This is a genomic window from Aquirufa sp. HETE-40SA, assembly GCF_054558635.1.
The window spans coordinates 38,558-52,297 of sequence record NZ_JBPXKN010000001.1 but is presented as its reverse complement, the minus strand read 5'-3'; the positions used below and the strand labels follow the sequence as shown (position 1 = coordinate 52,297).

The 13,740-nt window shown below is 45.4% G+C and carries 12 protein-coding genes; 4 read left to right on the top strand and 8 right to left on the bottom strand.

All coding sequences use genetic code 11. The features are described 5' to 3' along the window. Positions 1–29 precede the first annotated feature (29 nt). Together trxA and ACRZ9O_RS00235 are read left to right on the top strand one after the other, a co-directional pair. Positions 30–329 carry a thioredoxin gene (trxA, locus tag ACRZ9O_RS00240; protein WP_459455216.1) on the top strand — a complete coding sequence of 100 codons (300 nt, stop codon included), beginning with the start codon at positions 30–32 and terminating at the stop codon, positions 327–329. Then, positions 326–1,027, top strand: coding sequence for a thioredoxin domain-containing protein (locus ACRZ9O_RS00235; protein WP_459455214.1), 702 nt, complete (start codon positions 326–328; stop codon positions 1,025–1,027). Before trxA ends, ACRZ9O_RS00235 begins: the two co-directional genes overlap by 4 nt. A gap of 194 nt (positions 1,028–1,221) precedes the next feature. Here ACRZ9O_RS00235 and ACRZ9O_RS00230 read toward each other — a convergent pair whose 3' ends face one another. From ACRZ9O_RS00230 to dinB, 5 genes are all read right to left on the bottom strand, one after another. Then, positions 1,222–2,418 carry an MFS transporter gene (locus ACRZ9O_RS00230; RefSeq protein WP_459455212.1) on the bottom strand — a complete coding sequence of 399 codons (1,197 nt, stop codon included), beginning with the start codon at positions 2,416–2,418 and terminating at the stop codon, positions 1,222–1,224. 63 nt (positions 2,419–2,481) lie between these two features. Next, the gene (locus tag ACRZ9O_RS00225) at positions 2,482–3,048 is read right to left on the bottom strand and encodes a Crp/Fnr family transcriptional regulator (protein WP_459455210.1); all 567 of its coding nucleotides are present in this window, start codon (positions 3,046–3,048) and stop codon (positions 2,482–2,484) included. 116 nt (positions 3,049–3,164) lie between these two features. Continuing rightward, on the bottom strand, positions 3,165–3,665 hold the full coding sequence (gene msrB, locus ACRZ9O_RS00220; protein ID WP_459455207.1) for a peptide-methionine (R)-S-oxide reductase MsrB: 501 nt from the start codon (positions 3,663–3,665) through the stop codon (positions 3,165–3,167). Between the two features lie 281 nt (positions 3,666–3,946). After that, on the bottom strand, positions 3,947–6,865 hold the full coding sequence (locus tag ACRZ9O_RS00215) for a DNA polymerase III subunit alpha (RefSeq protein WP_459455205.1): 2,919 nt from the start codon (positions 6,863–6,865) through the stop codon (positions 3,947–3,949). Then, positions 6,866–8,113 carry a DNA polymerase IV gene (gene dinB, locus ACRZ9O_RS00210; RefSeq protein WP_459455203.1) on the bottom strand — a complete coding sequence of 416 codons (1,248 nt, stop codon included), beginning with the start codon at positions 8,111–8,113 and terminating at the stop codon, positions 6,866–6,868. A gap of 108 nt (positions 8,114–8,221) precedes the next feature. Here dinB and ACRZ9O_RS00205 point away from each other — a divergent pair, with 108 nt between their 5' ends. Beyond that, positions 8,222–8,920: an XRE family transcriptional regulator gene (locus tag ACRZ9O_RS00205; protein ID WP_459455201.1), complete on the top strand. Its 699-nt coding sequence runs from the start codon at positions 8,222–8,224 to the stop codon at positions 8,918–8,920. A 103-nt stretch (positions 8,921–9,023) separates the two neighbouring features. Continuing rightward, positions 9,024–11,120 carry a Tex family protein gene (locus ACRZ9O_RS00200; protein WP_459455199.1) on the top strand — a complete coding sequence of 699 codons (2,097 nt, stop codon included), beginning with the start codon at positions 9,024–9,026 and terminating at the stop codon, positions 11,118–11,120. 78 nt (positions 11,121–11,198) lie between these two features. Here ACRZ9O_RS00200 and ACRZ9O_RS00195 read toward each other — a convergent pair whose 3' ends face one another. From ACRZ9O_RS00195 to ACRZ9O_RS00185, 3 genes are read right to left on the bottom strand one after another with little or no spacing between them, the layout of a single operon-like run. Then, entirely contained in the window at positions 11,199–11,519 is a 321-nt protein-coding gene (locus ACRZ9O_RS00195; RefSeq protein WP_459455196.1) for a heavy-metal-associated domain-containing protein, read from the bottom strand. A gap of 4 nt (positions 11,520–11,523) precedes the next feature. Then, complete coding sequence (locus tag ACRZ9O_RS00190) at positions 11,524–11,727, bottom strand: heavy metal-binding domain-containing protein (protein ID WP_459455194.1); 204 nt, start codon at positions 11,725–11,727, stop codon at positions 11,524–11,526. A gap of 1 nt (position 11,728) precedes the next feature. Continuing rightward, complete coding sequence (locus ACRZ9O_RS00185) at positions 11,729–13,729, bottom strand: TonB-dependent receptor plug domain-containing protein (RefSeq protein WP_459455192.1); 2,001 nt, start codon at positions 13,727–13,729, stop codon at positions 11,729–11,731. Positions 13,730–13,740: the final 11 nt, after the last annotated feature.

The window sequence follows — 13,740 nt, the reverse complement described above, 5'->3', positions numbered from 1 at the left end:
GACAACTGCCCACTGAAAACTGAATACTTATGAGCAAATTCGCCGACTTATTGAAATCGCCAGAACCCGTTTTAGTTGATTTTTCAGCTGAATGGTGTGGCCCCTGCAAGCAATTAAAGCCTATTTTAGAGCAATTGAAGTCTAAAATAGGAGATTCTGCCAAAATCATTAAAATTGATGTCGACAAGAATCGTACCTTAGCAGATAAATTCCAAATCCGTTCCGTACCCACCTTAATCCTATTTAAGGATGGAAAATCGGTTTGGCGCCAGTCAGGAGTAATTCCTGCGAGTACTTTGGAAGGAATCATTAAACAACATTCAAAATGAGAAACGTATTATATTCATTCGTAATAGTTGGACTATTATTTTCTTGTGGGCCAAAAGAAGGACAACAAGATTTAGGTGCCACTGAATTTAAAACCGCTTTATCAGCTGAATCCACCGCGCAAATTTTAGACGTTAGAACAGCAGGCGAATTCCAAAACGGTCACATCGAAGGCGCAATTAATGCAGATGTAAGCTCAGCAGGTTTTCAACAAATTGCTTCTAGTTTAAACAAAGACGAAACCGTTTTCGTCTACTGTCTTTCCGGTGCAAGATCTGCTTCTGCAGCAGGAATGCTAAAAGAAATGGGCTTCAAATCCATCGTTAATTTAACTGGCGGTATGTTAGCTTGGCAATCAGCCAATCTTCCTATTGCTACTGTCGAAGCTAAACCAGCAGCTTCTGCAGGTCTAACAGAAGCGACTTTCGCAGAAAAAATAAAAGGTAAACCGATGGTCATCATCGACTATAACGCTACTTGGTGTGGCCCTTGTAAGCAATTAAGCCCTATTTTGAAAGAATGGGTGAAAGCTCAAAACGGGAAAGTCGAATTGATCGAAATCGACGTTGATGAAAACCAAGAACTAGCTAAAGCAAAGAAAATCGAATCGATTCCTTATTTAGAAATGTACAAGAACGGGGTTAAGACTTGGACGAGTGTGGGGTTGATTGGGAAAGAGGAATTAGATAAATCTCTCTAATCATTGCGACGGAAATTGTGCTCTGCAATAATTTCTTATCGCAATAATTAGAGAGATTATCCTATCTTTCAATTGAAAAGAGTCCGAAGGTAACATTCACCATTTACCATCATTTCTTCCCTCCTTGTTCAGTTGTTAAGGTTGATTCTTTTTTGAAAATTATTGCGCAGCACAATTTTAAAAAAGAATCAACCTTAACAAATCATCCTCCACTTAATCACCCCCGCGGAACCCAGAGTCAATAATCCAATGACGATTACACTTACTTCTAGTTCGAAATAGTCCGCTAAAATTCCAGTTAATATAGCTCCAAAAGCATAGCCTAAATCACGCCACAAGCGAAACGTACCTAAACTAGCGGCCCGATCAGCTGGGTGTGTATTTTCAGCGATGGACGCTAAAAAAGTCGGATAGACAATCGCTGTTCCTATGCCTATCACAAAGGATAGGATGGCGAAAGCGGCGAATGTTTGAGCCCAAATAAGACCTAATATGGCAAAGGCTTGAAGAAGCATGCCGATAAACAACAAATCTTTTTGGCAAATAAAATCAGATAAACGTCCTGTCCCTAATTGCGCTAGGCCCCAAACCAGGGGATAGATGGCCGTTATAATCCCTATTTGGCCTAAATCAAATCCTTTAGTAGCTAATAACAGGGGAAATAGCCCCCATATCATCCCATCATTCAGATTATTGACGAGCCCTGCTTGAGAGATAGCTCCTAAGTTTCTATGTAATAATGAAGTATCCCAAAATGGATTTTTAAGCAAAGGAAGGGTACTTTCCTGAGATGCTTTTTGGACAAATGACCGAGTATCTTTCACCCAAATCCAAGAAATCAACAGGCCCAAAAACACAAATACAATCCCTATATAAAAGGGATAAGGCCTAATTCCATACGCATTCGCTATCCAGGCCGTTAAAAGCGCCACCAAACCTACGGATAAATAACCCGCAAATTCATTAATTCCCATGGCTAAACCCCGCTGCTTATCCCCCACTAGATCAATTTTCATAGTCACGGTACTAGACCAAGCGAGGCCCTGATTAATTCCCAAAAGTACATTAGCAGCCACAATCCAATTCCAAGTGGGCGCCCACATCAACAAGAACGGAATGGGAATCGCAAAAAGCCAACCGAAAATTAACAAACGCCTTCTGCCTAACGCATTCGCAAAATGACCAGCGAAGTAATTTGTTAAAGCTTTGACAATACCAAAAACGACAATAAAGGAAAATATGGCCGAATGAGAGGCAATATGGAATTCCTGAGCCGCTAATTGAGGTAAAATAGAACGTTCAAGTCCGACCATCCCGCCCACAAAGGCATTCACTAAAACCAACAAACTGAACTGCTGCCAATTCTCTTTCAAGCCGAACCGAACTTCCATTTGTGCTATATTTAGACACAAAGGTGCTCAGCTGAACACTAAAAGCATTTAACAAATGTTAAATTAAGATTTCTTCGCGCGAATGCGACTCAAACTTACCTGTGTGATTCCCAGATAGGAGGCAATAAATTTCAATGGAGCCCTTTTTAATACCTCAGGCTGCTCCTTTTCTAATAAATGGTAACGTTCCTCTGCCGCATGAAACTGCAAATTTTCTATCCGTTGTATAGTCTCCACATAGGCCTTTTCAAACAATTTCGAGAACAATCGCTCGATATCCCGGTGATCTTCATACAGAGAAGTTAAAGCGGACGTATCTATGGACCAAAGCACCGAATCCTCCAAAACCTGTATGCCTTTTTGACTAGGCTTGCCCGCAAAAAGGCTTTCAGCCCGCGCAATCAAGTTGAATTCGCCATAAAAACCCTCTGTCACATCCGTTCCATCTTTGACGTAATAAATACGTGCCATTCCTTTTTTCAAAAAATAAAGGGTCTTGCAGGTTTGGCCGATGGATTGTAAATCCTGGTTTTTAGCAATACTAATCTCCCGGCAAATACCTGCCAAAGCCTCTTGAGAAGCTGCGCTCAGAGGGTAAATAGACTGGAAATAAGTGATGATGGGGGACATAATTAACAGTTGTCAGTGGACAGTGGTCAGTCGGCAGTGGAGAGTAGAGAGTAGAGAGTAAACATTTACCATTCATCGCTTACCATCCACCATCTCTTCTCTATACTCTCCTATCTCTACTCTTTTTTCACCGCTTCAAACCCAATCGACACCGAATTCACGCAATAGCGTAATCCCGTATCCGTAGGGCCATCGTCAAATACGTGACCTAAATGGCCTCCGCACTTCGCGCAGGTAATCTCGATACGTCGCATGCCTAAGGTATTGTCTACGGTTTCTTTGATAACGCCGGCCTTTACTTCTTTGTCAAAACTAGGCCAACCGCAATGCGAATCGAATTTAGAATCAGAACTAAAAAGAGGAGCTCCGCAACCTTTGCACGTATACATCCCTTTTTCGTTGTGCAACAAAAATTTACCAGTATAAGGCTGTTCTGTACCTTTTTGGCGTAAAATATAATACTCATCATCTGTTAATTTAGCCTTCCATTCGGCTTCTGTCTTAGGCAAATTTTCCATTGTCTTTTTTGCTATCGTTTGTGTAGGCGTTTGTTTGGGTTGTTGTCCACAAGCCTGCAGGCTTATGAATACGAGTACTAATCCTAGAATGTTTTTCATGTGATTATATTTTATAGCATAACGCAAGATAAGGGAAAAAGGTTTACGCGCCGCAAGCGGCAGTCACTAGTCGGGAGTCGATAGTCACTAGTCGATAGTCCGGAGGAAATGAGTCCGGAGGAAATTAAAGAGCATAGATTACAGAGTAGAGAGTATAAATTCTCCATCTCCTCTCTCTACTCTCTTATCTCTAATCTCCTTTATTCTTTGTGCTTTATGCTCTATGCTTTCCATCTCCTCTCTCTACTCTATTATCTCTAATCTCCTTTATGCTTTGTGCTTTAGACGTACCGCGGATCCACCCGCCATGCTAACTTCCGCAATTGTTGCACGCGCAGGGTTCTATGGCCAAAATCGTCCATCGAAACGCCCTGCATCCAATAAATTCCACTACCCCGGAAAGAATAGTTCTTCAAGTCAGAGGGGAAATGGACGGTATCAAAGAACTCGCCTTGCAGGTCCACAAAGTAGCCAAAATACATCCGTTCGCCCTGTTTGGTTCGGGTGGACTTCAAGGTGACGAGGTAGCCGATGATATCGCCTTTGGGCAATACCAAATCCGCATTCAACAAGGTTTCTGGTAATTCCTCTAATAATAAAAAGGGCGAACAGAGGGGAAAACCGAGAATTTCCCATTGGTCGAAAGCATCCTCCTCCGGTTCGTGGATAAGCGGTGGCAAAACCCCGATGTCAGGGGAAAGTTCCTCGAACATCTCCATCGATACCACCGTAGAGACTTTGCCTTGGAAACGAGCGTGCGCCTCCCATAATAGGGGCTTTTTGGCCTGACCAAGGTTACGAAAGGCGCCTATGCGAATCAACAGAATCGATTGCTCTAGCCCGATGGACACGCGGTGCACGAAATCCTCCCAAGAACGGAAAGGCCCAGACTGCCTCCGCGCCTCGAGTATTTCTTGGATGACCCGCTTCTCCAGCCCTTTGATGTGCACCCAGCCTAAATAAATCCGCTTGCCTTCGATCCGGGTTAGGTACTCGCTCTCATTGATCTCTGGCGCCTCCACCTCTGCTCCACAGCGCCGAGCCTCGTGCACGTAAAATTCAGTCCGGTAGAATCCCCCAAAATTATTAATCACTGCCACCATAAATTCGAGCGGGTAATAGGTCTTCAGATAGAGACTTTGGTAGCTTTCTACGGCAAAAGAAGCCGAGTGAGCCTTCGAAAAGGAATAGCCCGAAAAGCTTTCCATCTGCCTCCACACCTCGCGTGAAACGGCTTCTGGATAGCCTTTGGCAGCACAATTCTCGAAAAAAGCCTGCCTGATGCGGTCAAATTCAGCTCTAGAACGGTATTTACCTGACATCCCGCGACGCAGTACATCGGCCTCCGCTAAGGTCAAACCGGCAAAATAGTGAGCCACCTTGATGACATCTTCTTGGTAGACCATCACGCCATAGGTTTCCTTCATCAGCTCCCCCATCAGCGGATGCACCGGCTCGTAGGAATCCGGGGCATGGAAACGCTCGATGTAGGCCTTCATCATCCCGGACGAGGCGACGCCGGGACGAATAATAGAGGATGCGGCGACTAGGGTAATGTAATCTTGGCAACGTAGCTTCTTTAAAAGCGAACGCATCGCGGGCGATTCGATATAGAAACAACCCATCGTCTCGTGGCGCATCAGCTGTTTGCGCACGCCTTCGTCTTTCATAAAGTCCTGAACTCGGTGGACGTCTACATCGACTCCCCGGTTTGCACGAATGATATCGACGGACTCTTTGATGTGGCCGAGGCCTCTTTGGGACAAAATATCAAACTTCGCAAAGCCGATCTCCTCCGCCACGTACATATCGAACTGACAGATGGGGAAACCTTTGGGCATTCCCTCTAGAGCCGTGTAAGCGGATAAAGGCGCATCCGAAATCAGGATGCCGCCCGCGTGAATGCTGAGGTAATTAGGGAAATCGAGTAGGAGCTGGCCGTATTTGACGATCAGCGCCTGTATTTCGGAAGTCACTTCCCGCATCGCCGTGGCGGGATCGAGCCAGGCGTCTATCTCGGCTTTGGGAAGACCAAAAACTTTAGCTAGCTCCCGGTAAATCGACTTATCCCGAAACGTGACATAGGTGGCCAGCAGACACACATGCTTCGCCCCATAGCGCTTAAAAATGTAATCGATGATGTCATCCCGCTCATCCCAGGAGAAATCAATGTCAAAATCAGGCGGACTCGTCCGGTGTTTGTTGATGAAACGCTCAAAATACAGATCTAATTCGACCGGATCCACGTCTGTAATCCCGATGCAATAGGCCACAATGGAATTAGCCCCAGAGCCACGCCCCACATGAAAATAGCCCCTAGAGCGCGCATAGCGAATAATGTCCCAGGTGATTAAGAAATAGGCATTGAAATCTAGCTCGTGAATAATCTTTAATTCCTTCTCCACCCGCGCCTTCGCCTCGCGATTCCCTCGCGGATAACGATAACGCAAACCCTCGTAAGCTAGCTTGGTGAGGAGGGCTAAATCGTCTTCTTTGGAAGAACTAAATAGCGAACGATTCTTCGGCTTTTTAAAATCAAAACTAAAAGAGCAATCGGCTAAGATCTGATCCGCCTCCGCTAATAGCTGCGGATAATCCGCGCAAGAGGCCGCTATTTCAGCAGGAGTATAGAAACGTTCGTCTACCTGCGCCTGGTCTTTAGGCGAAAGTTTGCTCAATAAAGTATTCAAATCGATCGCGCGCAGCAATCGGTGCATCGAAAATCCACGCTGATCCAGAAAGGTAAACGGCTGACACCAGACAAAATCACGTAGGTCTTTTTCTTTCCAAAGCAAATTCCGATCACTCGCCCGCACGCCCCAGCGCTCCCGCGGACCAACCAGCATCTTGATCTTTTTCCGCATGGCTAACGGGTAAATCGTCCACACATCGTCTGAAACGGGAGGTCGCTCTGGCCAGGGCTCTTTGGAGACTAAATACTTCGTCGCAAAATCATTAATCTGTAAAAAACCGCGTTCATTCCGTGCTAAACACACATAACCCGCCTCGAATTCCATCCCCACCACGGGCTTAATCCCCTCCTGCTGACACGCCTGCACGAAATCAAAGACGCCGGAACTCCGGTGGATATCCGTTAAGGCTAACGACGTAATGCCGCGCGCCTTCGCCTCCTGAACTAATTGTTCAGGCGAAAGCGTACCATAGCGCAAGCTGTAGTAGGAATGGCAATTCAAATACATCTATTCGTCGTTTTTAGCAGGTAAAGTAGCAAGTGGCGCCCCAGCGGGTAAAGTAGCGAGTGGCGCACCAGCACCAGGCAGCCTATTTCTGCGTTCGGCACTCCCCATCAATCCACTCGCGCGCAAGATGGAAAACTCGCCATAGCGGTTCTTCAGGGAATCCATCGCCTGATACAGCGGCACAAGCTTCGCCCCGTCATCAAACAGGTTCAATTGCTCCTGCCCTTGTAGGAGTTTGGAGAATCGCACGCCGATCAGTCGGATCAACAACCTCCGATCATACAGCTTCTCGAACAATTCGTAGACCGCCGGAATCAGGCGGTGGTCGCTGGCGGAAGCGGGGATACTGATTTGGCGGGTATGGGTGTCAAAATTCGAGTAACGCACCTTCACCGTAATACAGGAGGTACATTGCCCCAGCTTGCGCAAATCATAGCTCAGCTGCTCAGTCAGCGAACCTAGGATCCGTCGTAATAAAATCACATCCGTACTATCCTGCTCAAACGTTATCTCCTTAGACAAGGACTTCTGTTCAGAATAAGGCACCACAGGACGCAGATCGATGCCATTAGCTCTTTCCCAAAGCATCGTCCCCGACTTCCCAAAGGTTCGCTCTAACACCCGTTGTGGCATTTGGCTGAGCGTCCCCACGTGGACGATGCCCATATTACGCAGGGTTTGGGCCGTGACGGCACCGATCATCGGGATCTTGTTCACCGTCATCGGCGCTAAAAAGGCTTTCTCCTGACCGGCTGGCACCTGGTATTCCCCGGCGGGCTTGACGTGATTCGTCGCGACTTTGGACACCGTCTTATTTACCGATAAACCAAACGACATCTGTAACCCAATCTGCTTTTTAATCCGATCCCGCAGATCCTGTGCAAAGGCATAGGAACCAAAAAAGCGCTCCATCCCCGTCATATCTAAATAAAACTCATCAATCGAGGCTTTCTCTACTAGCGGCGCGCGCTCCATAATCAGCGAGGTCACCATCTCCGAATGCTGCACATACGCCTCGTAATCACCCCTCAACACAATCGCATCCGGACACAATTTCAGCGCCATCTTCATGGGCATCGCAGAACGCACCCCAAAAGCCCGCGTCTCATAACTACACGCCGCCACCACGCCCCGATCCGAGCCACCGCCCACAATGACCGGCTGGCCCACGAGTCGCGTATCTCGGAGTCGCTCTACCGAGACAAAGAAACTGTCTAAATCCATGTGCACAATCGCGCGCTCCTGCATAAAATTGGTAGATATTTGGGTATTTTGAATACCTTTCGTAACTTCGAAAAGTATACGAAGAAATTTTAGATACGAATTTTATTCATTTTCCTTTAATAAGCAAATCGCATGAGCACTTTTTTTAGTCAGAATTTACGTTTTTTACGCAGCAAGATGTCGGAGAAAACTTCGCAGGAAAAACTAGCGGAATTACTGAATATTAAGAAACCTACTTTGGGCTCGTATGAGTCCGGAAGAGCGGAGCCTAAATATGCGGATTTGATCTCTCTAGCGGAATTTTTTAAGGTAGAAGTGGATGAATTATTGAAGGAGGATTTGTCCAAAAGAATCCCCGGCCTAGCCAGCAAGCCTAAGCTACGAATTTTAGCTACGACGGTCGATGCGAACAATGAAGAGAATATCGAGATGGTTCCGGTCAAAGCTTTGGCAGGATACACCGCCTCCTACGACGACCTCGACTTCGTTCGCGATCTCCCTACGTTCCAAGTGCCTTTCCTACCTAAAGACAAGAAATACCGTGTTTTCCCCATCAAAGGCGAATCGATGTTGCCCCTACAACCGGGCTCTTTAGTCTTCGCTGAATACGTGGAAGACTGGACCCAAATCAAGGACGGCACCATCTGCATCGTCGTGACCCGCGAGGACGGCGTCGTGTTAAAGCAGGTCATCAACCACCTCGCAGAACGCAAAGTCTTGATCCTGAACTCGACGAACAAGACCTACGATCCTTACCCGATTTTAGGCTCTGAAATCCAGGAAATCTGGAAGTTCGCGGGGTATTTCCACGATGCGTTTCCGGAAGTATAAATAAAAGAGTAGAGATTATAGAGTATAGAGAGGAGATGATTTTAATCCCTACTCTATTATCTCTTATCTATACTCTCTACTCTCCTACCTCTACTCTACTACCATGTACCAAAAGATATCCACCTCCCTTTCCATTTCCGAAAACCAAGTTCGCAAAACCATCGCCCTATTGGACGAGGGCGCCACGATTCCCTTTATTTCCCGTTACCGCAAGGAGGCCACTGGAAGTTTAGATGAAGTACAGGTGGCTGCGATTCGTGATTTACGGGACCAGTACGTGGAATTAGAGAAGCGCCGCGAGGCGATTTTGAAGTCGCTACAGGAACTGGATAAATTGACGCCAGAATTGGAGAAGGCAGTTAGAGGGGCTGAGACTTTGGCCAAATTAGAAGACATCTACCTTCCCTACAAACCCAAGCGCAAAACGCGCGCGATGGCGGCCCGTGAAAAAGGCTTACAAGAGCTCGCAAACCAAATCCGCTTACAAGGCCTAAAAGATTCAGAGGTCTTAGCGGCTGAATACTTAGACAACGTAGAGGAAGCACTTGCAGGCGCTCGGGATATTTTAGCCGAGGAGATGATGGAAACGGCTGAAGCGAGAGAGGAAGCGAGAAATCTATTTACGCGCAAAACGACGGTAAAATCGACGGTTGCCAAAGGCAAAAAAGACGAGGGTATTAAATACAAAGATTATTTCGACTGGTCCGAATCCTTGGCTCAAGCGCCGTCTCACCGGGTTTTGGCCTTATTCAGAGGCGAAAACGAGGGGATTCTAAATCTGAACTTAACAGGTCCAGACGAGGACGTATTAAATAGATTAGAGCGCCGCTTCTTAACCGGAAACAACGCCTGCGCGAAACAAGTGGGACTAGCGATTCAAGATGGCTATAAACGCTTGCTGATGCCAGCGATGGAAACCGAAATGCGGGCTGAAGCGAAAAAACGCGCAGACGAGGAAGCTATTCGCGTATTCGCAGAAAATATCAGACAACTGTTATTAGCGGCACCATTAGGCCAAAAACGTGTTTTAGCCCTCGATCCCGGCTTCAGAACAGGCTGCAAAGTCGTTTGCCTGGATGAACAAGGAACGCTATTAGCTAACACGGCAGTTTATCCGCACACCGGACCTGGACAAGCAACAGAAGCTGCTCACACCATCCAAGCTTGGGTGAAACAATACAAAGTACAAGCGATTGCCATTGGAAACGGAACGGCAGGTCGGGAAACTGAATCCTTTGTGCGTGGACTAAAGCTAGAGGGAATTACCATCATTATGGTGAACGAAAGTGGAGCATCCATCTATTCAGCCTCAGAAGCGGCGCGTGACGAGTTCCCAGACAAGGACGTGACGGTCCGTGGGGCAGTTTCGATTGGTAGACGTTTGATGGATCCTTTGGCAGAACTTGTGAAGATTGACCCTAAATCCATCGGTGTGGGACAATACCAGCACGATGTAGACCAAAAGAAATTACAAGCCTCCCTAGACGACACCGTTATCTCTTGCGTGAACTCGGTAGGTGTCGAATTAAATACGGCCTCTAAACAGATTCTATCTTACGTTTCTGGCCTAGGACCTCAATTAGCCCAAAACATCATCGATTACCGCACTAAGAACGGGCCATTCTTAAAACGTTCAGACTTGAAAAAGGTCACGCGTTTAGGCGAAAAGGCTTTCGAACAAGCCGCCGCTTTCTTACGCATTCGCAACGCGAAAAACCCGTTGGACGCCAGCGCAGTGCATCCAGAACGCTATGAAATCATAGAAAAGATGGCAAAAGATTTGAACTGCAAGGTTTCTGATCTTTTAGCGAACGAATCCTTACGCAAACAAATTCGCTTAAGTCAATACGTGAATGCGGAAGTAGGTATGCCTACGTTGACAGATATCATGGAGGAATTAGCAAAACCAGGTCGCGATCCACGGGAGCAATTTGAAGCTTTCGAATTCACGGAGGGCGTAAATTCGATTAAAGATCTTCGCGTAGGAATGATGCTTCCGGGAATTGTGACGAATATTACGAATTTTGGCGCCTTTGTCGATATCGGCGTTCACCAAGATGGACTAGTGCACGTCAGCCAATTAGCCGACAAGTTTGTGAAAGACCCGAATGAAGTGGTAAAAGTGGCACAAAAAGTGCAAGTCCGAGTGACGGAGGTGGATGAAGTAAGGAAGAGGATTGCGTTGAGCATGAAAAAATAGAGTATAGATAATAGAGTAGAGATAATAGAGTGTAGAGTAGAGATAAAGTGCTCATCTATACTCTATACTCTCCTCTCTTTAATCTACTTTCTTCTTACAGCAATTAGGCAACTTAGCATAATCTTTTGCTACCGCCTTCACCTCATCTGCATCGTATCCTGATTCAGAGATCACTTTTTTGATTCCAGCGGCATCGATTTTTGCTGCATCGAATTCGACAGTAATCACCTTGTCATCTAAATTCAAATCTGACTTAGCCACGCCTTTCGTCAGGGCTAAATTCTTTTCGATACGCTCTTTGCACATTTCGCAAATGGCTGAAGTTTTGATCTTCACTGTTTCCTTAGGGCCCATAAAAGAGAACAAAGGCAACATCAACAGAAATAGTAATTTTTTCATTGGTTTATTTTTTTACGAGTTTTAAATCCATTGTACAAGCAGGACATTTACCCTTTTTAGAATAGGTCTTTTTGCCTTCGCACTTCATTGGACACGCATATTCTTCTTTTTTGTTCTCTTTTGCAGCCTTTTGAGTGGCTTGAGATGTGGACGCAAAGGCCCCAAACATTCCCATTACTAGGGTCGAAACTAAGATGTACTTTTTCATATTAATTGATTTTATAACGTATTCCTGTGTAAACCATGGTGCCTACAATCGGCCCCCAAACCATGGAGGCATCAAATCCAGGAGCAAATGGATCCTTAGCACTCATAATTGGATTAGCCTGAGTAAAATTAAAAAGATTTTCGGCACCTAAGTATAATTCCCACTTTTTAAATTGACGGGTTACTTGCGCATAAACAGTAGAGAAAGGCGGTGCCGTTACTTCTTGAATTGCTCCCGTATGCAAATGGGATAACTTATGATCAGGTATCCTTCGAGAACCATTCCACTGCCAGGTTAAATCATATTTCCATATCTCATAAGGAGTCGAATAAGCTAAATTAACCAACACACGATCTTTGTTTAAGTAAGGCTTAGAAAGACGAATTAAACCACCTTCATGCAAATAATCTGCTTGAACATCCTGGTAACGATAGGCAGCCTTGATTTCAAACCGTTTGAATGGACTGTAATTAAACTCCCCCTGAATACTGGTAGAATAGGATACTCCAGGCATTGAATACATCCTTAGCCTGCTACCTGCCTCCATATCCACCATCCATTGGTGGGTAAAATCGGTCTGAAAAGCATCAATCACCAGATTTGCCTTTCGCGATCCGATGTTCATATTCTTCGTTAATGTGATCCCGTAATTCCAACTTACTTCTAAAGGATTAAGATTGCCAACCAGTTTTAAGGCACGGTTATTAATTAGGTAGCCCATATTTTCTGCCAAAGGATTCACCCTTCTCCACCCCTTTCCGGCAGATAATCGAACAATCCAATCAGGTACTGCATCCCATTTTACATGCAAACGTGGTACCCATTGGGTGCCTAATTGATTATGAAAGTCGACTCTTTGGCCTAAGACCAAAGTCAACGCATTCGGAATCGTCCAGGTGTATTCTCCATAAATACCAGGTACTATTTCCGTGCGAGCAAAAGTGGAGTCTATATACGACTCTTGATAGGAGTCCATCAAGAAACTCGCTCCAGCTTTCCAAGTGTGGTTCGTGTTATCGATGATGGATTGAAAAATCAAATTTCCATAAATACTTTGCTCCCGACCTTGGTATTTTTTGACTGAAAAATAAGAATCGTTCACGTGATTAGCCGTACTTAAAATGAGCGCTAAACCTTGATAAGGCTTTTGAGGAAACAAGCGAGCAATTTTAGCGAAGGTTTCCAAACGCTCCGTCTTACTTCCAAAACCATAGATTTTATAGCGATCAGAATTCGATTCGATGCCATTTTGACCACCTAAACGATCCTCCATTAAGTAATTAGCCCCCCATTGAATCATCCAGCGATCCGTCGCGTATTTCCAGCGATTTAGGACGTTGATTAAATTAAATAATGGTAAATCCAGAAAGCCATCCCCATTTCCATCCAAGCGAGCCGCCTGCTGAGAATAATGGGTAAATACCCCGGTTGATAAGCGTGAATTAAATCGGTGTGCTCCTTGTTGATTGACTTCAAAACGACCCTGAGAGTTCGTATAGGTATTTAAATAATAGACCTCCGAAGTATCTGGCTTTGCCAGCTCTACATTAATGGCCCCCGCCATCGATTCATAACCATTGACGACAGAGATGGTACCTTTCGCTAAATCAATTGATTTAATCCAAGTACCTGGTAAATAATTTAAGCCGTAGGTAGATTTCAAGCCCCTAATCGACGGGATATTTTCCACGTTTGTTTGAACATAATTTCCGGCCAAACCCAATAATTGAATCTGTTTCGAACCCGTCACCGCATCCGCATAGCTAACGGAAACGGATGCATTTGTTTCAAAACTCTCAGATAGATTGCAGCACGCCGCCTTCCCTAAGGTTTTGATGGTCATTATCTCGGTGGCGAGAACCGCATTATCATCTTTTTGGCCTGGATTAGCAATGACACGAAATTCTTTCAATTCCGTATCGCGTTCGATACTGTCTTTGCGCGCAACCTTTTGAGCCTGCAAAAGCGTTGAAAAACTTAAAAACAAAAGTAATTTACACATGGTCATTTGAT